We start from the raw sequence: 21,949 nt of genomic DNA on the forward strand, positions 1-21,949 counted from the left end.
CCACCACCCGCGCGTGCTGGGTTTGCCGAAAAGGGGTGGGTGCGGGGCGGGTCAGCCGCCCAGCGTCTTGTTCATCCGCCCGACGGCCTCTTCGTACTCACTCACGAGATCCGCGATGAGGCCGGCGACCGGGGTGATCGCGTTGCAGCGTCCGACGATCTGACCCGCGGGCATCGCGACGACGTCGGGATCGTCGGCCGCCGAGATGCGCGCGTGCGCCTCGGCGACGAGGAGGTTCTGCAGCGGCATCGGCAGCGGTTCGGGAGCGTTCTCGGCGTCCCAGGCGTCGGTCCACGCCGTCTTCAGCAGACGCGCGGGCTTGCCCGAGTAGATACGACGACGCACCGTGTCGCGCGACGTCGCCTTGAGCAGCGCCTGCTGTACCGTCGACGGCTTGTCCGAGCCCTCGGGCACACCGAGTTTGTATTCGGCGGCGGTCAGCCAGTACGTACCCATCCACACGCCCTGCGCACCGAGCGCGATGGCCGCGGCGATCTGGCGACCGCTACCCACACCGCCGGCCGCGAGCACCGGCGCGGAGTCGCCGACCGCGTCGACGAGTTCGGGCCACAGGATCATCGAGGTGACCTCGCCGGTGTGGCCGCCCCCCTCGTAGCCCTGGGCGATGACGATGTCGACGCCGGCCTCGACATGGTGCAGCGCATGGTCTTTCGCGCCCGCGAGGGCGGCGACCAGCACCCCGTTGTCGTGCGCGGTCTGGATGACATCCGACGGCGGCGATCCGAGCGCGTTGGCGATGAGTTTGATCTGCCCGTACTTACGACGATGCTCCATCGCGACGTCGACATGCGAGCGGGCCACCGAGTGCAGCCAGCCCAGCACACCCGCATTCACGCGATCACCACCCGGCAACGGCGGGACACCGAGATCGTCGAGCGTGCGCTCCACGAACGCCCGATGCTCCGGCGGGATCATCGAATCCAGGTCGACCTTGGACCCCTCGGTCGGGATCTTGGCCGGCATCACCACGTCGACGCCGAACGGCTTGCCGTCGGTGTTCTCGTGCATCCACTCGAGGACCTCGTCGAGTTCCTCGGCCTCGTTGAACCGCACACATCCGAGCACACCCAATCCGCCGGCACGGCTGATCGCCGCCGCGACATCCTGGCTCGGGGTGAACCCGAAGATCGGGTACTCGATGCCGAACCTGTCGGCCAGTTCTGTACGCATTGCTCTCACTCGTTTCCGGCGCTCTACAGCGCCTTGTCACATTTCCGGCGCTACAGCGCTTCGTCGGCGGGACGCTCGGCGGTGACCGCCGCCCCCCAGCGATAGTCGGGTTTACCTGCGGGCGAACGCTTGATCTCGTCGACGAACCAGACGCTGCGCGGGCATTTGTAGCCCGCGAGCTCCTTGCGCACGACGTCGTTGAGACTCTCCAGCGAGGGACGTGCCCCGTCACGGGCGGCGATCACCGCGGCGACGCGCTGACCCCAGCGGTCGTCGGCGACTCCCACCACAACGGTGTCGAACACATCGGGATGGGCCTTGAGCGCACCCTCGACCTCCTCGGGGAAGACTTTCTCCCCGCCGGTGTTGATGGACACCGATCCGCGGCCGAGCATGGTGATGCTGCCGTCGGCCTCGAGCACCGCGTGGTCGCCCGGCAGCGAGTAGCGCACGCCGTCGAAGACCTTGAACGTCTTCGCCGACTTCTCCGGGTCGTTGTGATAGCGCAGCGGCACATGGCCCGACCGTGCGAGCACCCCGATCTCGCCGCTGCCCGGTTCCACCGGCGTACCGTCCTCACGGAGGACGTGGGTCTCGCTGTCGGCGTTCACGCGTGGGCCCCCGGTGTGCGGTGTGCCCTTCGCGACGATGCCCAGACCACCGAAACCGGTCTCCGACGAGCCGATCGCGTCGACGATGACGGCGTTCGGGAAGCGTTCCAGGAACTGCTCTTTCACGCTCGGCGAGAACAAGCAGGCCGACGAGGCGATCGAGACGACGCTCGACAGGTCGTACTCCCTGCCCTGCCCGAGGGCCTCGACCATCGGGCGCCCCATGGCATCACCGGTGATGAACACGACGTTGACCTTGTGGCGCTCGACGATCTCCCAGGCCGTCGGACCGCTGAACTCGGGGTACACCACGGCTTTTCCGCCGGCGAACAGTGACTGGAAGATCGCCCACTGGGAGCCGCCGTGGATGAACGGCGGGATCGGGTAGCGCACGAGCTGTCCACCGTCGACTCCGGTCTTCGCGAGGTGCCACTCGTCGGGCACGGGTTCGCTGGTGTACCAGTCGATTCCGCCGCCGAGGACGCGCCACACATCCTCCTGGCGCCACACGACGCCCTTGGGTTTGCCGGTCGTGCCGCCGGTGTAGAGCATGTACAGGTCGTCGTTGGAGCGGTCCTCGAAGTCGCGTTCCGACGGCGCCCCGGCGATGGCCTCCTCATACCGGATCGCGTCGTCGTGGCCCTCGCAGCACAGGTCTTCCGACGTCCCGTCCTCGATCACGATGCGGTGCTCGATCGCCGGCGATTTCGGTAACGTGTTGCACACCCGTTGCGAGTACCGTCGCTCGTGGATCAGGAGCTTCATCCCGGAGTCGGTGAAGATGTGCTCGAGCTCGGCCTCGACGTAGCGGTAGTTGACGTTCACCATGACCGCTCGCGCCTTGAAGACGGCGATCATCGACTCGACCGACTCGAGGGTGTTTCTGCTGTACAGACCCACCCGGTCGCCGGGCTGCACGCCCAGTTCGCGGAGCTTGTGCGCGAGCGCGTTGGAGCGCGCCTCGAGTTCGGCATAGGTCCGGCCGCGATCGCCGGATTCCAGGGCGACGCGCTCCGGAACCAGGTCGACGGCATGCTCGATGAGGTCGGCAATCGTATAGGCCATGGCTCAAAATTAGAACGTGTTATCGTTCTGGGCAAGTGCGGAATATGACCCGGGAGACAGCGATGACCACAGCCACCCCCACCGAGTCCGTCACCGACAAGGCTCCCGAGTGCCTCGTCGAGAAGCGCGGACACATCCTCATCGTGACGATGAACCGTCCGGAGGCACGCAACGCGCTCTCCACCGAGATGATGCGGATCATGACCGAGGCCTGGGACCAGGTCGATTCCGATCCCGACATCCGGGTCGCGATCCTCACCGGCGCGGGCGGTTACTTCTGTGCGGGCGCCGACCTCAAGAGCATGAACAAGCAGGCCCCTGGCGACACCGTCGACTCCGGCGCGTGGAACCCCGCATCGTTGCCTGCGCTGCTCAAGGGCCGTCGCCTGACCAAGCCGCTGATCGCCGCGGTCGAGGGCCCGGCCATCGCCGGCGGCACCGAGATCCTGCAGGGCACCGACATCCGAATCGCCGGCGAGAGCGCGAAGTTCGGCGTGTCCGAAGCACGGTGGGGTCTCTACCCGATGGGCGGCAGCGCCGTGCGCCTGGTCCGGCAGATCCCGTACACCGTCGCCTGTGACATCCTCCTGACCGGCCGGCACATCACCGCGCGCGAGGCGCTCGAGTACGGCCTCATCGGGCATGTCGTCGACGACGGCAAGGCACTGGACAAAGCCCTGGAGCTGGCCAAGCAGATCGCCGCCAACGGACCACTCGCGGTCCAGGGCATCCTCAAGACCATCCGCGAGACCGAGGGCCTGCACGAGATGGATGCCTTCGAGGTCGACGCGAAGATCGGCGTCTCGGTCTTCAAGTCGAAGGACGCCAAGGTGGGTCCCCGTGCATTCGCCGAGAAGCGCACCCCGGAGTTCACCGGCGAGTGAGGACCACCGACCACCGGTGAGAATCCACACCGCACTCTTCGGTCCGCAGCAGGCGGCCGAACGCGCCCGGGCACTACGGGACGTCGGGATCGACGGAATCTTCACCTTCGACGGCCCGCACGACGTCTTCAGCCCGCTGTTCGGCGCGGCCGGCGTCGACGACGTCGCGCTGATGACCAACGTCGCCATCGCGTTCCCGCGTAATCCGATCACGGTCGCCCATCAGGCCAACGACCTCCAGTTGCTCAGCGACGGCAGGTTCACCCTCGGACTCGGCACGCAGATCCGACCGCAGATCGAGAAGCGGTTCGGGGTGCCGTTCGAGCGGCCCGTCGACCGGATGGTCGAGTTCGTCTCCGCACTGCGCGCGATCTTCGACTGCTGGCAGAACGGCACCCGTCTGGATTTCGACGGCGAGTTCTATCGGCACCGCCTGATGACCCCGATGTTCAACCCGGGACCCAACCCACACGGCATGCCACCGATCTACGTCGGCGCCCTGGGACCCCGCCTCACCCGCGCCGTCGCCGAACATGCCGACGGCCTGCTCGTCATGCCGTTCACCACCGATCGATTCGTCCGCGAATCGATCCTGCCGCGCGTCGACGCCGGATTGGACGCGTCCGGACGTACCCGCGCGGACTTCGCGGTCGTCCCGGAGATCATCGTCGCCACCGGTCGCACCGAGGAGGAGTTCGACACCTCGGTCGACGCGGCCCGCCGCCTCCTGTCGTTCTACGGGTCGACGCCCGCCTATCGACCGGTGCTGGAGATGCACGGGTACGGGGACCTCCAGACCGAGCTGAACCTGCTGTCGAAGCAGGGGCGCTGGGCGGAGATGGCCGGTCTCGTCGACGACGAACTCCTCGAACTCATCGCCGCACACGGCAGTCCACGCGATGTGGCCGCGACGATCCGCGCACGGTCGCACGACATCGCCACGGATGTCGCGATCTACCAACCGTTCCCGCTCGCCGACGAGACGCTCGCGGAGATCATCGACAGCCTCTGACCACTTGCTGCCTGAGCGATGAGGCGACTACACCAGCGTCGCCAACTGCCGGATGGTCTCGGTGTCGCGCGCGGTGACCATCAGCATCGTCACACCCGCGGCCTCCCAATCCTTGATCTGCGCCCGGACCACGTCGGCGGTTCCGACGAGCATCGTCTCGCGGACCATCTCGTCGGGGACCGCGGCCATCGCCTCGGCCTTCTTGCCGCTCAGGAACAGGCTGACGATCTCGTCGACCGCGTCGCCGTAACCCATGCGCTTGTAGAGCTCGGCGTGAAAGTTCTTCTCCTTGGCGCCCATTCCGCCGACGTACAGCGCGGTCGACGGCCGGTACCGCTCGATCGCCGACGCCACGTCGTCGGTGATGACGACCTGCACCGTGGCCGCGACCTCGAAGTCCTCACGACTTCGGCGTGCTCCGGGACGTGTGAATCCCTCGTCGAGCCAAGAGTTGTACTGATCGGCGAGCCCGAGGCTGAAGAAGATGGCGAGCCAGCCGTCGGCGATCTCGGCGGTCTGCGCGACGTTCTTCGGCCCCTCGGCGCCCAGCCAGATCGGGAGGTCGGCGCGCAGCGGATGCGTGATCGGCTTGAGCGACTTGCCGAGTCCGGTGGCGCCGGGCGCGTCGGCCGGGTACGGCAGCGGATAGTGCGGTCCGGCACTCGTCACCTTGTCGGCGCGGGCGAGGACGTCACGAACCACCTGGACGTATTCACGGGTGCGCGCCAACGGTTTTCCGAAGGGTTCGCCATACCAGCCCTCCACCACCTGCGGCCCGGAGACACCGAGGCCGACGATGTGCCGGCCGTTCGACAGGTGATCGAGGGTCAGCGCGTGCATCGCCAGCGAGGTCGGCGGCCGCGCCGACAGCTGGGCCACCGCGGTGCCCAATCGGAGGCGCGACGTCGCCGCACCCCACCACGCCAGCGGCGTGTAGGCGTCCGATCCCCAGGACTCCGCGGTGAACACCGCGTCGAATCCGCATTCCTCCGCGACCGCGATCAGCTCTGGCGCGTTCGGGATCGGATCGGCACCCCAATATCCGAGTTGCAGACCGAGCTTCACTCGCATTCCCTTTCGCCGGCCGCGGAGATTCTCACGGCCTGACATGCGTCTTGTGTCCAATACTAGAACGTGTTCTACTCGAGATGTGAGCATGAGCGTAACGTCTCCGGCCGCCGGCAACCCCATCGCCAGTCCTGTTGCCACGGTGCCCGAGCCGAAGTCCCCCATCCTGACCGCTCCCCTGATCAACTCCTTCGACTACACACGGTCGCTGGGTCCGGTGCTGAGCCAGTTCGCGCTCGCGCTGCGCGACGGCCGCATCGTCGGGTCGAAGGGCAGCGACGGCAAGGTCTCCGTGCCGCCGGCCGAATTCGATCCCGTGACCGGGAAACAGTCGACGGAGTTCGCGGAGGTCTCGACCGTCGGCACCGTCACCAGCTGGACCTGGCAGGACGAGCCGGTGCCCGGACAGCCGCTCGACAAACCCTTCGCGTGGGCACTGATCCGGCTCGACGGCGCGGACACCGCACTGCTGCAGGCGGTTTCGGTCGAGTCGCCGTCGGAGATCTCCACCGGACTGCGTGTGCACGCGGTGTTCGGCGCCGCACGGATCGGCCGCATCGACGACATCGCGTACTTCGCCCCGGGCGAGAGCCCACAGACCGCACCGGAGAACACCGCCGACGCACCGAAGGGTGCCGAGGCCGGCCTCGTCGTCATCCCGACCCCCATCACGACCGAGATCACGCATTCGGCCACCGAGGAGGAGTCCGCCTACCTCGAAGGCCTCAAGGCGGGCAAGCTGATCGGTACCCGGATCGGTTCGGGCGTCGACGAAGGGCGCGTGTACTTCCCGCCCCGTTCGGTCAGCCCGGCGGACGGCGCCCGCGCCGTCGAACGAGTCGAACTCCCACACACCGGCATCGTGACGACGTTCTGCATCGTGAACGTGCCGTTCCAGGGCCAGCGGATCAAGCCTCCGTATGTGGCCGCATATGTGCTCCTCGACGGTGCGGACATCCCGTTCCTGCACCTGATCCTCGACTGCGAGGCCGACGACGTCCGAATGGGCATGCGCGTCAAGGCCGTCTGGCTGCCCGAGGACGAGTGGGAGCACTCGATCGGCAACATCAGCCACTTCGCACCCACCGGCGAACCCGACGCCGAGTACGACACCTACCGAGCCCACCTGTGATGAAGGACCATCTGTGATGACACTGCCGCCGATCGCGATCATCGGGTTCGCCCACAGCCCCAACGTCGTGGGCACACATGGCACCACCAACGGTGTCGAGATGCTCATCCCCTGCTTCGACAAGCTCTACGCCGAACTGGGCATCGGCCGCACCGACATCGAGTTCTGGTGCAGCGGTTCGTCGGATTATCTTGCCGGACGCGCCTTCTCGTTCATCTCCGCAATCGACTCGATCGGCGCGATGCCGCCGATCAACGAGTCCCATGTCGAGATGGACGGCGCCTGGGCACTCTATGAGGCCTGGGTGAAGATCGCCACCGGCGAGGTCGACCTGGCGCTCGCCTACGGCTTCGGCAAGGCCTCCGCAGGCAACACCGACCAGACCCTCGCCCTGCAGACCGACCCCTACACGGTCGCGCCGCTGCATCCCGATGCCCGTTCGCTGGCCGCGCTGCAGGCACGCGCCGGGATCGACGCCGGGACCTGGACCGAGGCCGACATGGCCGCCATCGGGGCCCGCACCTCCGGCGGTTCGGTCGACGACCTCCTGGCGAGCGACTACGTCGCGAATCCCCTGCGCCGCCATGACATCGCGCCCTACACCGACGCAGCCGCCGCGGTCGTCATCGCCAGCGAGCGCAAAGCCCGTGAACTGGTGGCCAATCCGGCGTTCGTCACCGGTTGGGATCACCGCATCGACACGCCCAACTTCGGGGCCCGGGATCTCACCGTCTCGCCGTCGACGAAGCTCGCCGGCGACACCGCGTTCGGTGACCGCAGCCGAGCGGTGGACGTGGCCGAGATACACGCGCCGTACTCGCATCAGGAGATCATCGTGCGTAATGCTCTCGATCTACCTGATTCGGTGCGGATCAACCCGTCCGGCGGTGCGCTGGCCGGCAACTCGCTGTTCTCGGTAGGCCTACAGCGCATCGGCTATGCGGCCCACGAGATCCTCACCGGCAACGCCGGCACCGCCGTCGCCCACGCGACGAGCGGCCCTCTGCTGCAGCAGAACATGGTGGTCACCCTGAGCGACCAGAACAACGCGGGAGGCGGGAACTGATGGGACACAAGAACCGTGCGGCAGTCCTCGGTACCGGCCAGACCCGCTACGTCGCCAAGCGCTCCGACGTCACGATGGCCGGTATGGTCCGCGAGGCGATCGACGCGGCGCTGATCGACTCCAGGGTCTCCCTCGACGAGATCGACGCCATCGTCATCGGCAAGGCCCCCGACCTCTTCGAGGGGTCGATGATGCCCGAGCTCGCCATGGCCGAGGCCATCGGTGCCGTCGGCAAGCGTCTGATCCGGGTGCACACCGCCGGATCGGTCGGTGGCTCGACGGCGAACGTCGCCGCATCCCTGGTCTTCGCAGGCGTCCACAAGCGCGTCCTCGCCGTCGCCTGGGAGAAGCAGTCCGAGTCCAACGCCATGTGGGCGCTGTCCATCCCGGTGCCGTTCACGAAGCCCGTCGGCGCCGGCGCCGGCGGCTTCTTCGCGCCGCACGTGCGCGCGTACATCCGCCAGTCGGGCGCACCGGAGCACATCGGCGCGATGGTCGCGGCGAAGGATCGTCGCAACGGCGCACTCAATCCGCTGGCGCACCTGCATCAGCCGGATCAGAGCGTGGAGAAGGTCATGAGCTCACAGATGCTCTGGGATCCCATCCGCTACGACGAGACATGCCCGTCGTCGGACGGCGCGTGTGCGGTCGTGATCGGTGACGAGCAGGTCGCCGACGACGCGGTCGCCGGTGGCAACCCGGTCGCGTGGATTCACGCCACCGCCATGCGGACCGAGCCGCTGTCGTTCGCACACCGCAACGTGGTCAGTCCGCAGGCCGGCCGGGATGCCGCTGCCGCCCTGTGGAAGTCGGCGGGCGTCAGCAATCCGCTCGACGAGGTCGACGTCGCCGAGATCTACGTGCCGTTCTCGTGGTTCGAACCGATGTGGCTGGAGAACCTCGGCTTCGCCGCCGAGGGCGAGGGCTGGAAGCTGACCGAATCCGGCGACACCGAGATCGGTGGGCGCATCCCGCTCAACGCCTCCGGTGGCGTGCTGTCGTCGAACCCGATCGGCGCGTCGGGCATGATCCGCTTCGCGGAGGCCGCGATCCAGGTCATGGGCAAGGCCGGCGACCACCAGGTCGACGGTGCCCGCAAGGCCCTGGGCCACGCCTACGGCGGTGGCTCACAGTACTTCTCGATGTGGCTCGTCGGAGCCGACAAGCCCCTCCACTGACCGGCGTTTCGTAGCATTCATGCGCACCATCAGCGCATGGATGCTACGAAATCCGCTCGGGCACAGCGCAGGCCATCCCGTCCGCCATTCCGGTCGGACGGACCCCCAGGGACTGGTTGAGGCGAGCCCGCTGATTCTCCCAGGCGACGGTCATCGCGAGTTCGACGATCTGCGTCGGCGAGAAGTGACCGGCCAGGCGTCGACGCACCTCGGCGAGATCGTCGGCGACCGCGGGGGTGCGGGTCATCGCCTCGGCGAAGGCGATCACGAGCTTGTCGACCTCGCTGTAGGCATCGGAGTCCTGGTAGTCGGGCAGATCACGGAGTTGCTGCTCGGTGATCCCGGCACCCGATGCCAGCGCCGAGCCGATGTCGAGACAGAATTCGCAGCTGACCATCCCCGCGGCCTTGAGTTCGGCGAGCTCTTTGAGTTTCGGGTCGACACTGTTGGACAGCAGCATCGCGCTCTCCATCCCCATCGTCGCCCCGGCGATGAGTGGTCGCCGCGCTATCTTCCCGACGAGTTCGGTGCGGTTGCGCCGGGCCCCGCTCATGGCGCTGAGGTAGTTTCGGATCCGGTGTAGTGCTCTCATATCTACCCTTCCCGTCCGCGTCGCCGGCTGTAACGCCGTGCAGCCAAGTATGTGACCAGCAGTACAATCGCCGCCAGCGCCACCGCACCGTGCGCCACGGCCCCCCAGGCGAAGACCCCGATCTCATGCACCCCGCGGCCGCCCAGCACCAGACCCAGCGGCACCCCCACGAGAAATGCGACCGGCAGCCATCGGCGACGCGTCGACGCCACCACGATCGCCGCACCGACCGCCATGAACGCGAGGCCACCGTCGACCATCGCGTGCTGGTTGTACGGCTCACCGAGCGAGGTCGAGAGCCATTCTCCGGCAACCATGTTGCCAACACCATGCAGGACAAGGAGAAGCCCGAGCACAGCCGCGGCCCCTTGTGCGAGCGACCACCGCCACCGGCCGGCGGAACTCGCCCGCGCCGCGGCGACCTGCCGTTCCACGGCCGCGTAGGTCGACGTGGTCGGCGCACGCCGGAAGGCATTGGCCAGCAACACGAGATCCGGCTCCACCGCACCCGGTCGGGCGGAGCCGGCGAGAACGGCGGCGATGTCGTCGTCGAGGCGCTCGGCCGCCGCGACCTCCTCGGGATCGAACGGCGGCTCGGAATCGGATGGATCGTTCGACGTCACCGCGGCATCACCTCCCTCAGTTTGGCCACGCCGCGGTAGACCAGCATGCGAGCCGCGGTCGCCGAGAGACCCATCGCAGCACCGATCTCCTCCGAGGTCAGCTCGGTGGTGAACCGCAGCGTGACCGCTTCGCGTTCCCGCGCGGTGAGAACCCACAGGCGACTCCGGACATCGTCGACGTCCGCCGCGCGGAGCATCGCCGTCTCCGGATCATGCCCCTCGGACCGGTCGGCATCGGCACTCACCTCGGCCACGGGCACCTCTCGCGCGGTACGCGCCCACCAGTCCGCGACGACATGCCGGGCGATCCCGATCAGCCACCTGCCCACCGAGCCGCGCCGGCCGTCGAAACGGCCCCAGGAGCGGATCGCCTTGGCGAACACCTCAGCGGTGACGTCGTCGGCATCGGCGGTTCCGGGCACACGGGTACGCACGTAGCGCCACACCCCCGCAACGTGCTCGCGGTACACCGCGTCGAACTGATCGATCGCGCCGGACTCCGAGTCCTTCCACCCTTCGTGTCGATGGTTCTCTCGACCCATCTCCGGCCACGAGGCAACCACTGTAACGACCGATCCGACAAGAAGACCGCGGGCGGGACGGGTGAGGTCATCACCGGTCCCGCCCGCGGCGGTTCGTGTGCTCGTTCAGGCCTTGCGCACCGAGTTGATCGTCTTCTCGACCTCCCAGTAGGCCCGCAGTGCGGAGAGGCGGCCCTCGGAGTCGGCATGGTAGGTGAACACACCACGCGCCTCGGAGACATGACCTGCGATGTGCGTGACGATGCTGCCGATGTAGGCGACCTCGTTCCCGCAGATGATCTCCTCGTCGAAGCGGAACTCGATGCTCTCGGTGGTCGCGATCGACTTGTCCCAGAACTCCGAGATGCGCTCGTACCCCCGGAATCCGACACCCTCCGGATCGAACATCGAGGGACCCACCGGATCCTGGACGATCGCGTCCGGCGCGAAGTTGTCGATCCACGCCTGCTTGTCGCGGGACTCCACGAACTCTCGTGAACGACGACCCGCCACGACCGCGGGATGGTTCTCGCGGTCGATGTCCAGGTAGGCCGGCTTCGGGTCTGTCGCGGTCACTTCGTCCCGTAGTCGACGCGGAGTTCCTTGACGCCGTTGATCCAGCCGTGACGCAGACGACGCGGCGCGGCGACCTTGGTGATGTCCGGGACGAGATCGGCGAGCGCGTTGAACATCAGGTTGATCTCCATGCGCGCCAGGTTGGCGCCGACGCAGAAGTGCGCACCGTTGCCACCGAAGCCGACGTGCGGGTTCGGGTCGCGAAGGATGTTGAACGAGAACGGATCGTCGAACACGTCCTCGTCGTAGTTGGCCGAGCCGTAGAACATGCCGACGCGCTCGCCCTTCTTGATGTCGATGCCACCGATCTGCGTGTCGCGCTTCGCGGTCCGCTGGAAGCAGTTGACCGGGGTCGCCCAGCGGACGATCTCGTCGACGGCCGTCGCGGGGCGCTCCTTCTTGAACAGTTCCCACTGGTCGGGGTTGTCCAGGAAGGCGTTCATGCCGTGGCTGATGGCGTTACGCGTGGTCTCGTTGCCGGCCACGGTCAACAGGATGAAGAAGAAGCCGAACTCCGTCTCGTCGAGCGACTGCCCGTCGATGTCGGCGTTCACGAGCTTGGTGACGATGTCCTCGCCCGGGTTGCGGCGCTTCTCCTCCGCCATCGTGTAGCCGTAGCCGAGGATTTCGGCGTTGGCCTGCTGGGGATCGGTGGTGTAATCCGGGTCGTCGGCGTTCATCATCGAGTTCGACCAGTCGAACAGCTTCTCGCGATCCTGCTCCGGAACACCCAGGAGATCGGCGATGGCGAGCAGCGGCAGGTCCACGGCGACGTCCTTGACGAAGTCGCCACTGCCCTTCTCCAGAGCGCGCGTGACGATCTCGCGGGCGGCGTCGTCGAGCTTCTCCTCGAGGGAGTGCACCGCACGGGGAGTGAACAGCTTGGAGACCAACTTGCGCAGACGGGTGTGCTCCGGCGGATCGTGGTTGATCAGCAGGGCCTTGGTGATCTCGATCTGCTCGGCGGTCATCTCGTCGTCGAAACGCATGATGACGCCGTTGGCGTTGGTCTCCCAGTCATCGTTGTTCTTGGAGATCTCGCGGATGTGGGCGTGCTTCGAGATCACCCAGTAACCGCCGTCGTGGAAACCTCCACCCTTGCCGGGCGCCTGGGCGTTCCACCAGACCGGCGCGGTCTTACGGAGCTGCGCGAACTCCTCCACCGGGATTCCCTGCTCGAGCAGGTCGGGGTTGGTGAAGTCCCAACCCTCCTGCTCCATGAACGCACACTTCACGACTACGTCGGAAGGGCTCGTGCGCGCAGAATCCGCCGTGGTCGGCTCACTGCCGATCGGGGCACTCTGGGCCTGGGTCACGTCACACCACCTTGCTGGAGATTTAGAACCTGTTTCAATCTCATTAGACCACATTGTGACACACGCGACACCCCCGGATGAGAACTTGTTCTAGTTTTTGGATCGCGCACCCGCCCCACCTGCGGAGTTCGGCCGTCGGGGACATAAGATCCCATGTATCCCGGTACGCATCGGAAGTCCGGCGGAACGTGCTACGACACCGCCCAGACCGGCCTTCCGACGCTGCCCATGGACGCAAACATAGAACATGTTCTAGCTTGATTGCACGGCCTCGACACCTCCGTCGAAGTGCCGTCGACCCGCAGACGACGGACGAGGTCCGCCGGGTGAACGAAGGAGTGAAGATGGGCGTTCCGGTCATCGTGGAAGCAGCACGCACGCCGATCGGCAAGCGCGCCGGGTGGTTGTCGGGCCTCCACGCAGAGGAGTTGCTGGGCATCATGCAGCGCGGTCTCATCGAGAAGGCCGGAATCGACCCGGCCCTCGTCGAGCAGGCCATCGGCGGCTGCGTCACGCAGGCAGGCTCGCAGGCGGGCAACGTCACCCGCAAGGCCTGGCTGTCGGCCGGACTCCCCGAGCACACCGGCGCCACCACGATCGACGCCCAGTGCGGATCCGCCCAGCAGGCCAATCACCTCATCGCCGGGCTCATCGCGTCGGACGCCATCGAGGTCGGCATCGCCTGCGGCGTGGAGACCATGACCGCCGTGCCGCTCGGCGCGAATGTCGGCACCAATGCCGGCCCTTACCACGCGGACTCATGGAATGTGGACCTGCCGAATCAGTTCGAGGCAGCCGAGCGGATCGCCAAGCGACGCGGCATCACCCGTGCCGACGTCGACGCACTCGGCGAACGAAGCCAGCGCCTCGCCCGCCAGGCCTGGGACGAAGGACGCTTCGACCGTGAGGTGCTCACGTTCAAGGCGCCCGAGCGGACCAAGGACGGCGAGCTGACGGGCAACATCATCGATGTCAGCCGCGACCAGGGCCTGCGGGAGACCACTCTCGAATCCCTCGCCGCACTCAAGCCGGTCATCGACGGCGGCATCCACACGGCGGGCACGTCGTCGCAGATCTCCGACGGCGCCGCGGCCGTGCTGATCATGGACGAGGCGAAGGCCCGTGCCCTCGGCCTGACGCCGCGCGCCCGCATCAAGGCTCAGGCGCTCGTCGGCTCGGAACCGCACTTCCACCTCGACGGCCCGGTCCAGGCGACTGAACGTGTCCTGGCGAAGTCGGGAATGTCGTTGTCCGACATCGACATCGTCGAGATCAACGAGGCCTTCGCATCGGTGGTGCTCAGCTGGGCCCAGGTCCACAACGCCGACATGGATCGCGTCAACGTCAACGGCGGCGCCATCGCTCTCGGCCACCCCGTGGGCAGCACCGGTTCTCGCCTGATCACCACGGCCCTGCACGAACTCGAGCGACGCGACGGACAGACCGCCCTGGTCACCATGTGCGCCGGCGGCGCGATGGCCACCGGCACCATCCTCGAGCGCATCTGACCGCGTGGCCGTCTTCGACCCGGACAAGAAACCGGACCAGCTCGATTCGCCGATCGTCAGCACCATCATCAAGCTCGGCTCACGGGCACACACCGCGGTGTACAAGCTGACGGGCGGACGATTCGGCGAGACCTGGCGCATCGGTGCGGGGCTCAAGAAGCCAGCGCCGGTGTGCCTGCTCACCACCATCGGCCGCAAATCCGGTCAGCCGCGTACCGCGCCGCTGATCTACCTGCGTCGCGGGGACGCGTTCGTCGTAGTCGCTTCGCAGGGCGGCTCGGCGAAACACCCTGCGTGGTACCTCAATCTGCGCGACAACCCTCAGGTCACGATCCAGCTCGGCAAGGAGAAGTACGACCTCGTCGCACATACCGCCACCGACGCCGAGCGCGCCGGATTGTGGCCGGATCTGGTCAAGGTCTACGCGGATTACGACACCTACGCCGCCTGGACCGACCGGGAGATCCCGGTGGTGATCTGCAAGCCTGCCGCTGCCGCCTGAGGAGCGCGACACCTCTGGTGCCTGATCGGAGAGAACGCGACACACCAGCAGTGCTGCCTGAGGTGTGAGGAGCGCAAGCGACGAGCCACGAAGGCCTGGTGAGTCGACGTCGCCAGCCCTTCGTGGCTCGCTGCGCTCGCACCTCAGGGAGCAAGTACAAGCGCCGGCTCGCACCTCAGGGAACGACCGGGCCCTGTCGCGCGAGCTCCCGAACCGCGGCACCGGTCCAGGCGTCGAGAAAAGCCCGGAGTTCGGCACCGGTCCGGTGCGACTCGGTGTCGAGGACCATGGATTGCAGTGTGCGCAGGACGATCTCGGCGATGAGGTCGAGGGCGTGGGCGTCGTAGCCATTCTCGGCCCAGCCGACCTCGAGTCGGTCGACCATCGTGCGGGCGAATCGTCGGGCGTCGGCGGAGGTGAATCCGCCGACCACCGGCACGCTCAGCTTGTCGGCCCGCAGGAGTAGGCCGACGTAGTCGTCTTCGGCGAGCTCCTCGAGTACGGCGGCGATGCCCTCGACGAGGGCCGCGTCGGGTTCGGCGATACCGGCCAGTCGTGTCATCACCCGTTCGAGCAGTCCTTCGACGGCGTCGAGGGCGGTCGCCGACAACAATTCCTCGGTGCCGGAGAAATAGCGGTACACCGTCTGCCGGGTGACCCCGAGTTCACGTGCGACGTCGGCGATGCTGGTGGCCGTGCCACGCCGGTCGATGGTCGTGCGGGTCGCCGCCAGGATGCGCGCGACCGCCTCGGCGTCGTTGACGGGTACCCGACCGCTCCAACCATGTGTGCGCATCAGGTCATGAGCCTACCGTCACCAGTCCGTTTGCCCGCGTCTCGAGCTGACCATACGCATGACCCAATGATGTATGGTGTGGTGATGTAGCACAGATCGCGTACATGCGTGCTCGTCCACCCGGAGGTTCGAGATGACGACACCGACGAAGGTCAATCCGTTCCGCGACGGTTTCGACTTCACCGACCCCGATCTACTCCAGCAGCACGGCATGCCGGTCAAGGAGTTCGCCGAGCTCCGCCGCACCGCACCCGTCTGGTGGAATGCGCAGCCGGTAGGTACATCGGGGTTCACCGACGGCGGTTTCTGGGTGATCTCCAAGCACGCGCACATCCGCGAGATCTCGAAGAACAACCAGCTGTGGTCCACCAACGCCAAGGGCGCGATCCTGCGCCTGCCCGACTACGTGACGCCCGACCAGATCGAACTCACGAAGGCGTTGCTCATCAACCACGACCCGCCGGAGCACACTCGACTGCGAAAGATCGTGTCGCGCATGTTCACTCCGCGGGCGGTAGCACTGCTCAAGGACCAACTGGCGGCCTCGGCTCACGAGATCGTCGAGGCCGCGGCCGCCAAGGGCAGCGGCAATTTCGTCGACGACATCGCGGTGCATCTACCCCTGCAGTCGATCCTCGACCTCATCGGCGTCCCGCAGGCCGATCGCGAGCGGCTCCACGTGCTCGTCGACGCGATGATCAACAACGACGACCCCGACGAGACCATCGACCCGGCGACCGCGAACGCCGAGGTACTCGCCTACGCATATGCGATGGCGGAGGAACGCCGCAAGAACCCGACCGACGACCTCATCACCGCCCTCATCGAGGCCGACATCGACGGCGAGAGAATGACCGAGATCGAGTTCGGTTTCTTCGTCGTCCTGCTCATCACCGCCGGCAACGAGACAACCCGCAACGCGACGTCGCACGGGATGAACGCCTTCCTGGACCATCCGGAGATGTGGGAGCTCTACCGGCGGGAACGTCCGGCGACGGCCATCGAGGAGATCCTGCGATGGTCCACCCCGGTCCATGGATTCCAGCGAACCGCCCTGACCGACACCCGAATCGGCGACGTCGACGTCGCCGCCGGCCAGCGTGTCGGGTTGTTCTACAGCTCCGCGAACTTCGATGAAGAGGTCTTCGACGACCCGTTCACCTTCGACATCACGCGAGATCCCAACCCGCACCTGTCCTTCGGCGGCAACGGCGCCCACTTCTGCATCGGCGCCAACCTCGCCCGACTCGAACTCAACCTGATCTTCAACGCGATCGCCGACACCCTGCCCGACATCGCCCGGCTCGGCGAACTGCGTCGTGTGCGATCGGGCTGGCTGAACGGGGTCAAACAGTTCGACGTCTCCTACCGGAACTGAGGTGGCCGGACCGGTTCACCGAGTCGCGGCCGGAATCCATGCCGCGGAACGCCGTCCGGACCAGTTGGCCAGCGTCTCGGTCGGCACGGCGCCGTCCCGCGGCTCGACAACGACGCCGAAGGGAACGTTCGGGTCCTCGCGGATCTCGGCGGGGATGAACTGACGCGCGATCGCGAGCGTCGCGGCGGCGGCTTTCGGGACGGCTTCGGACGGCTGCCCGGTCGCCACCGCGAGATCCCAACCGTGCACCAGACTTTCGTTGACATAACCCCACAACGCACCGGCGCCGGGAACCTCACCCCACGGGACCTGCACCGGCGCGGTGAGCGTTGCGTCGTCGGACCAGAGTTCGAGGGCACGAGCCACGACCGCCGCATACTCCTGCGCGTCGAAACGGTCGGCGATGAACGGCATCGACCGCACGTCGACTCCCGCGGGCAGGGCGGCCGCGCGCTGCGCCGTCGCAAGCAGATGGGCCCCGAGAGTGCGGACGTCGAAGTCGTCGCACGGCGTCGGGGCGGCGAACTGGTCGGCTGTCACCGCGGAGAGCAGCTCGGTGACCCAGGTGGTGGCGGCCGCGAAGACCGGGCGGGGATCCGGCGGTGTGGTCTGTGCGTTCATGGTCTTTCCTTTCGTCGGTGGCTGACGAGTCCAGTCAAACCGCGAAACCTGACATCTTCTGTCATGTTTGTGCGAGATGATCGTCGGCATGCGCGCCGAACGCCTCATCGCGGTCCTGATGCTGCTCAAGAAGCACGATCGGGTGACCGCGTCGACGATCGCCGTCGAACTCGGGGTGTCGGAGCGGACCGTGCTGCGCGACATCGAGGCGCTGTCGCTGTCCGGGGTGCCCGTCTACGCGGAGCGCGGCCGGCACGGCGGGTTCTCGCTCGTCCCCGGCTATCGCACCGACCTCACCGGCCTGACGGTCGAAGAGGCGACCTCGCTGCTCGCCGGAACGGGACGGCTCGACTCGCCCGCCTTCGCCAGCGCGATGCGCAAGGTCACCGCGGCACTGCCCGAGGCGTACAGAGGTACCGCGGTACGGGCCGCCCAGCGGGTTCTGGTCCGCCCCGAGGGATTCGTGCGGACGCCGAAGGAACTCGACGCTCTCGATCCGGTGCAGTTCGCGGTCTTCGCGGGCAGGCGCATCCGCACCCGGTACCGCCCGCGTGGGGTGGGCGAGGCACGGGAGCGGATTCTCGATCCGATCGGGCTGATCATCGCGGGCGACACCTGGTACCTCGTCGCACACGGTGCGGGTGACGGGACCGAGGAACGGATGTACCGATTGTCGCGGATGAGCGAGGTGGAGGTCCTGGACGAACCGGCGGTGCGCGACGCAGACGTGGATCTGGAAGAGATCTGGGAGCGGCGTCGTACCGCGTTTCGTTCCTCGTTCGATGCGGTCGACGTCGTGGTCGAGTGCACCCCCGACGATGTCGATCGGGTCCGCGCGATCGTGCTCTCCTCGGAGACGAGGGGTGACGCCGCAGATCGTCGACGGGTCGAACTCCGGTTCGCCGACCGCCGGCATGCCGCCGGCGCGTTGTGGGCGGCGATGTTCGACCTCGACATCGCGGTCCTCGAACCGCAGTGGGTCCGGGAGTCGTTGGCCGACCGGGCGCGAGCGGTCCTCGCCCGCCCCTGAAATGCGCCCCCGAAATCCGCCCTCCACAGGCGGCTCGACGACAGTATGTCGGCGTTCCGCCTGCTCAGCGCGGTTTCCAGGGGAGGTTTCCAGGGGCGGTTTCCAGGCGCGGGACGCCTAGCCGACCCCGCGCTCCGCGTCGGCCCAGTACTGCGCCCGCAGTGCCTTCTTGTCCGGCTTGCCCAGCGCGGTCAACGGCAGTGCATCGGCGAAGATCACCCGCTTCGGTGACTGCACGGCACCCTTGCGATCCTTGACGGCCTGCTGGATCTCGGCGGTGATGCGCTCCTTGGCTGCGTCGTCGGCGTCCGCGTCGGGACGAAGCACGACGATCGCGGTGACCGCCTCGCCCCACTTCTCGTCGGGCACACCGATCACGCCGACCTGGCCCACCGCAGGATGCTCTGCCACCACGTCCTCGACCTCGCGCGGGAACACGTTGAAGCCACCGGTGACGATCATGTCCTTGGTGCGGTCGACGATGAACCAGAATCCGTCCTCGTCTTCACGTGCGACATCGCCGGTACGCAGCCATCCGTCGCGGAAGGTCTCGGCGGTCTGCTCCGGGAGTCCGAGGTATCCGCCGGCGAGAAGTGGTCCGGCAACGCAGATCTCGCCCGGCTCACCCTGCGGGACGGGCTTGTCGTCGGGGCCGAGGAGTGCGGTGCGCAGGAAGGCCGACGGCCGGCCGCAACTGCTCAGGCGACGCTGGTCCTCCCCCGGCCCCGGATGATCCCCCTTGGCGAGGTAGCTGATCACCATCGGCGCCTCGGACTGGCCGTAGTACTGGGCGAAGATCGGGCCGAACCGTTCGATCGCCTCCGCGAGCCGGACCGGATTGATCGGCGACGCACCGTAATACACCGTTTCCAGCGACGACAGGTCACGCGTCCGCGAATCCGGATGGTCCATCAGCGCGTACAGCATGGACGGCACGAGCATCGTCGCGGTGATCTTCTGCTCCTCGATGGTCTTGAGGACCTCGGCCGGATCGAACTTCGACAGCACCACCATCGACCCGCCCTTCATGAGGGTGGGGATGAAGAATGCCGCACCCGCATGCGACAGCGGCGTACAGAGCAGGAACCGGGGATGCTCCGGCCACTCCCATTCGGCGAGCTGGATCTGCGTCATCGTCGCCATCGCGCGCGCGGTTCCGATGACGCCCTTGGGTTTTCCGGTGGTGCCGCCGGTGTAGGTGATCGAGACGACGTGTTCGGGCGACAGATGTTCGGCCACAAGCGGTTTCGGTTCGAAATTGTCCGCCTCGGCGATGACGTCACGAGCCTGGGCCGACAACTGCTCGGGCACCGGGCCGAGGGTCAGCACCTGCTTCAGTCCGGGGACACGTTCCAGCAGCGCCGCCGCACGCTCGACGAACATCGGCACGGGGTCGATGATGAGGGTCGAGACACCGGCGTCGGACAGGACGTAGGCGTGGTCGTCGAGCGAGCCGAGCGGGTGCAGCGCGGTCCGTCGCCACCCCTGCGTCTGGCCGGCCCCGATGACGAAGAGCACCTCGGGCCGGTTCAGTGCCAGCAGGCCGACCGCGGTGCCCGTGCCCGCGCCCAGCCCCTCGAACGCCTGGATGTAGCGGCTGATCGCGGCGGCCATCTCGCCGCCGGTCATCTCGGTGTCCCCCAGGGACAACACCGTGCGATCGGCATGGCGCCGCAGCGCGGCGACCATCAGGTCGCCCATGTGCGTGCCCCCGCGAAGGTGATCGAAGTCGGTCGGTGCGGTCGTCGTACCCTCGTTCGTCATGCCACAAGACTAGGACGTGTTACAGCTTCAGGAAAGAAGGTCCACCAAAATCGCGGTTATCGCCTGTAGAACACGTTCTAGGTTGCGGTCTCCGGGGAACGCTCACCCATCCGCGACTCCCGCCACGGATCGAGCGGGTTGCCCTACGATCGAAGTATGACTGATCTCGACCTGGCCACCACTCGCCGCGACATCGCCGACGCCTTGCTGACCGCGCTGGAACGCCGCCACGAGGTTCTCGACGCCATCGTCGACGCGGAGAATCACGATGAAGCCGTCACGGCGATCGTCGAGCTGCTCGGCAAGTCGCAGCTGGGCGCCAAGGCGATCCTGGACATGAAACTCGACCAGCTGACCAAGGACGAGCGCCGCAAGAACCAAGCCGAGCTCGACGACCTCAACAACGCCCTCACCTTCACACTCGCCGAGCGTCCGGCCAGCAGCGGGGACACCCTCGACCTGCGCCCGTTCGACGCCGAGGCCGATGCCGAACTGTTCGCGGCCCGCACCGACGAACTCGGCACCGCCGGCGACGGTTCCGGGGCACCGGCCGGTGACGTCGCCGCCGAGATCAGCGCCGCCGCCGACCGCGTCGACGCCGAAGAGGCCGTGTGGCTCGTCGCCGTCGAGGGAGAATCCAAGGTGGGCTTCGTCTTCGGCGAACTGAAGGACGGCGAGGTGGACCTGCGGATCTGGATCCACCCGCAGTACCGCAAGTCCGGCTACGGCACGGCTGCCCTGCGCAAGTCGCGCTCGGAGATGGCCGCATATTTCCCCGGAGTGCCGATGGTCGTGCGGGCGCCCGGCGCATAATCCAGCATTTCTCGCTGGACCCACTGCCAGGCTGTTGGTGGGTCCATCATTCTCGGTGGATTACGCTGCGGGTCGAGCGCGAAGGCCTGTGGCGCTGCACATGAACGCTCACGCGCCGAGCGCGAGCCTGACGGCAAGTACGACCAACACGAGCACATACGCCATCGACCCGAAAACGATGCCGGCGCCTATCTGACGACGCTTACCACCGTTGAACATCAAGAACCCACCGACAACGGCCACCAGAAGGTACAGCACGAAGCTGGCCGCCAACACCACGATCCAGGTCAACGGGGCCAGCGCCAATGTGCCGATTGCAGCGAACGGTGTCATTGGCCCGAAGAACCGATGGTCCTGGACTTCGCTCGTAATCGGGTTCACGTCGCGCTTTCGAAAATCAGTCGGGCGAGCCCCGCGGAAACCGCGGCTGTAGCAACCACGGACGCCCAGCCGCGCGTGTTTCTGAATATCGCCAGAACGCATGCTCCCACGATGATTGCGACCGGAATCGCCTTGGCGCCCTGGTAAATGGGCAAGCGCTCAGCAAAATACGAGGCAAAGAAACACAAAATCATGAGCAGGAGAGCCACGCACGTCCTCGTCGCGTAACTCCGTTGACTGGTACTGTCGCCGGGCTCGACTGTCGCAGCCTGCTCGCTGGTCATTGTGCTGCGTTGCGTGAGTTGATATCGGGCGTGCTCA

22 protein-coding genes are annotated in these 21,949 nt (G+C 66.9%); 10 read left to right on the top strand and 12 right to left on the bottom strand.

The features are described 5' to 3' along the window. Window positions 1-51: 51 nt before the first annotated feature. Both GOAMI_RS12990 and GOAMI_RS12995 read right to left on the bottom strand, forming a co-directional pair. Window positions 52-1,191 (bottom strand): NAD(P)H-dependent flavin oxidoreductase, encoded by a 1,140-nt coding sequence (locus tag GOAMI_RS12990; RefSeq protein WP_006436994.1) that lies wholly within the window; start codon window positions 1,189-1,191, stop codon window positions 52-54. Window positions 1,192-1,241: 50 nt separating this feature from the next. Next, window positions 1,242-2,867, bottom strand: coding sequence for an acyl-CoA synthetase (locus GOAMI_RS12995; protein WP_006436995.1), 1,626 nt, complete (start codon window positions 2,865-2,867; stop codon window positions 1,242-1,244). A gap of 62 nt (window positions 2,868-2,929) precedes the next feature. Here GOAMI_RS12995 and GOAMI_RS13000 point away from each other — a divergent pair, with 62 nt between their 5' ends. Together GOAMI_RS13000 and GOAMI_RS13005 are read left to right on the top strand one after the other, a co-directional pair. Beyond that, on the top strand, window positions 2,930-3,751 hold the full coding sequence (locus GOAMI_RS13000; protein WP_006436997.1) for a crotonase/enoyl-CoA hydratase family protein: 822 nt from the start codon (window positions 2,930-2,932) through the stop codon (window positions 3,749-3,751). A 16-nt stretch (window positions 3,752-3,767) separates the two neighbouring features. After that, window positions 3,768-4,763, top strand: a complete 996-nt coding sequence (locus tag GOAMI_RS13005; RefSeq protein ID WP_006436998.1) for a TIGR03617 family F420-dependent LLM class oxidoreductase — start codon at window positions 3,768-3,770, stop codon at window positions 4,761-4,763. Between the two features lie 27 nt (window positions 4,764-4,790). Here the strand turns inward: GOAMI_RS13005 and GOAMI_RS13010 are convergent, their stop codons facing one another. Beyond that, window positions 4,791-5,828: an LLM class F420-dependent oxidoreductase gene (locus GOAMI_RS13010; RefSeq protein WP_006436999.1), complete on the bottom strand. Its 1,038-nt coding sequence runs from the start codon at window positions 5,826-5,828 to the stop codon at window positions 4,791-4,793. A gap of 91 nt (window positions 5,829-5,919) precedes the next feature. Here GOAMI_RS13010 and GOAMI_RS13015 point away from each other — a divergent pair, with 91 nt between their 5' ends. Genes GOAMI_RS13015 through GOAMI_RS13025 form a run of 3 tightly spaced genes read left to right on the top strand, consistent with a single transcriptional unit; the run spans window position 5,920 to window position 9,207 of the window. Next, window positions 5,920-6,963, top strand: coding sequence for a Zn-ribbon domain-containing OB-fold protein (locus GOAMI_RS13015; protein ID WP_006437000.1), 1,044 nt, complete (start codon window positions 5,920-5,922; stop codon window positions 6,961-6,963). A 16-nt stretch (window positions 6,964-6,979) separates the two neighbouring features. After that, window positions 6,980-8,029, top strand: coding sequence for a thiolase family protein (locus GOAMI_RS13020; protein WP_040004814.1), 1,050 nt, complete (start codon window positions 6,980-6,982; stop codon window positions 8,027-8,029). Beyond that, entirely contained in the window at window positions 8,029-9,207 is a 1,179-nt protein-coding gene (locus GOAMI_RS13025) for a thiolase family protein (protein WP_006437002.1), read from the top strand. Before GOAMI_RS13020 ends, GOAMI_RS13025 begins: the two co-directional genes overlap by 1 nt. A gap of 43 nt (window positions 9,208-9,250) precedes the next feature. On the opposite strand, the gene GOAMI_RS13030 is transcribed toward GOAMI_RS13025, so the two are convergent. The 5 genes from GOAMI_RS13030 to GOAMI_RS13050 form a co-directional block, all read right to left on the bottom strand. Next, the gene (locus GOAMI_RS13030) at window positions 9,251-9,799 is read right to left on the bottom strand and encodes a carboxymuconolactone decarboxylase family protein (RefSeq protein WP_006437003.1); all 549 of its coding nucleotides are present in this window, start codon (window positions 9,797-9,799) and stop codon (window positions 9,251-9,253) included. A 2-nt stretch (window positions 9,800-9,801) separates the two neighbouring features. Next, complete coding sequence (locus tag GOAMI_RS13035; RefSeq protein WP_006437004.1) at window positions 9,802-10,422, bottom strand: hypothetical protein; 621 nt, start codon at window positions 10,420-10,422, stop codon at window positions 9,802-9,804. Further along, window positions 10,419-10,892 carry an RNA polymerase sigma factor gene (locus GOAMI_RS13040; protein WP_040004815.1) on the bottom strand — a complete coding sequence of 158 codons (474 nt, stop codon included), beginning with the start codon at window positions 10,890-10,892 and terminating at the stop codon, window positions 10,419-10,421. Before GOAMI_RS13040 ends, GOAMI_RS13035 begins: the two co-directional genes overlap by 4 nt. 177 nt (window positions 10,893-11,069) lie before the next feature. Further along, entirely contained in the window at window positions 11,070-11,519 is a 450-nt protein-coding gene (locus GOAMI_RS13045; RefSeq protein WP_006437006.1) for a nuclear transport factor 2 family protein, read from the bottom strand. Further along, the gene (locus GOAMI_RS13050) at window positions 11,516-12,835 is read right to left on the bottom strand and encodes a cytochrome P450 (RefSeq protein ID WP_006437007.1); all 1,320 of its coding nucleotides are present in this window, start codon (window positions 12,833-12,835) and stop codon (window positions 11,516-11,518) included. Before GOAMI_RS13050 ends, GOAMI_RS13045 begins: the two co-directional genes overlap by 4 nt. 344 nt (window positions 12,836-13,179) lie before the next feature. Between GOAMI_RS13050 and GOAMI_RS13055 the strand changes: the two genes are divergently transcribed. Beyond that, window positions 13,180-14,343: a steroid 3-ketoacyl-CoA thiolase gene (locus GOAMI_RS13055; RefSeq protein WP_006437008.1), complete on the top strand. Its 1,164-nt coding sequence runs from the start codon at window positions 13,180-13,182 to the stop codon at window positions 14,341-14,343. Between the two features lie 4 nt (window positions 14,344-14,347). Next, window positions 14,348-14,845: a nitroreductase family deazaflavin-dependent oxidoreductase gene (locus tag GOAMI_RS13060; protein WP_006437009.1), complete on the top strand. Its 498-nt coding sequence runs from the start codon at window positions 14,348-14,350 to the stop codon at window positions 14,843-14,845. 175 nt (window positions 14,846-15,020) lie between these two features. Here GOAMI_RS13060 and GOAMI_RS13065 read toward each other — a convergent pair whose 3' ends face one another. Continuing rightward, complete coding sequence (locus GOAMI_RS13065; RefSeq protein WP_006437010.1) at window positions 15,021-15,641, bottom strand: TetR/AcrR family transcriptional regulator; 621 nt, start codon at window positions 15,639-15,641, stop codon at window positions 15,021-15,023. A gap of 133 nt (window positions 15,642-15,774) precedes the next feature. On the opposite strand from GOAMI_RS13065, the gene GOAMI_RS13070 reads away from it, so the two are divergent. After that, entirely contained in the window at window positions 15,775-17,019 is a 1,245-nt protein-coding gene (locus tag GOAMI_RS13070; RefSeq protein WP_006437011.1) for a cytochrome P450, read from the top strand. A 15-nt stretch (window positions 17,020-17,034) separates the two neighbouring features. Here GOAMI_RS13070 and GOAMI_RS13075 read toward each other — a convergent pair whose 3' ends face one another. Then, complete coding sequence (locus tag GOAMI_RS13075; protein ID WP_006437012.1) at window positions 17,035-17,640, bottom strand: TIGR03086 family metal-binding protein; 606 nt, start codon at window positions 17,638-17,640, stop codon at window positions 17,035-17,037. An 88-nt stretch (window positions 17,641-17,728) separates the two neighbouring features. Here GOAMI_RS13075 and GOAMI_RS13080 point away from each other — a divergent pair, with 88 nt between their 5' ends. Continuing rightward, the gene (locus GOAMI_RS13080) at window positions 17,729-18,670 is read left to right on the top strand and encodes a helix-turn-helix transcriptional regulator (RefSeq protein WP_006437013.1); all 942 of its coding nucleotides are present in this window, start codon (window positions 17,729-17,731) and stop codon (window positions 18,668-18,670) included. Window positions 18,671-18,787: 117 nt separating this feature from the next. On the opposite strand, the gene fadD8 is transcribed toward GOAMI_RS13080, so the two are convergent. Next, on the bottom strand, window positions 18,788-20,434 hold the full coding sequence (fadD8, locus tag GOAMI_RS13085) for a fatty-acid--CoA ligase FadD8 (protein WP_006437014.1): 1,647 nt from the start codon (window positions 20,432-20,434) through the stop codon (window positions 18,788-18,790). Between the two features lie 156 nt (window positions 20,435-20,590). Here fadD8 and GOAMI_RS13090 point away from each other — a divergent pair, with 156 nt between their 5' ends. Further along, the gene (locus GOAMI_RS13090; protein WP_006437015.1) at window positions 20,591-21,247 is read left to right on the top strand and encodes a GNAT family N-acetyltransferase; all 657 of its coding nucleotides are present in this window, start codon (window positions 20,591-20,593) and stop codon (window positions 21,245-21,247) included. A 108-nt stretch (window positions 21,248-21,355) separates the two neighbouring features. On the opposite strand, the gene GOAMI_RS13095 is transcribed toward GOAMI_RS13090, so the two are convergent. Then, window positions 21,356-21,730, bottom strand: coding sequence for a hypothetical protein (locus GOAMI_RS13095; protein ID WP_157228314.1), 375 nt, complete (start codon window positions 21,728-21,730; stop codon window positions 21,356-21,358). Between the last annotated feature and the right edge of the window lie 219 nt (window positions 21,731-21,949).

It is taken from the genome of Gordonia amicalis NBRC 100051 = JCM 11271 (assembly GCF_000332995.1).
Classification (GTDB): domain Bacteria; phylum Actinomycetota; class Actinomycetes; order Mycobacteriales; family Mycobacteriaceae; genus Gordonia; species Gordonia amicalis.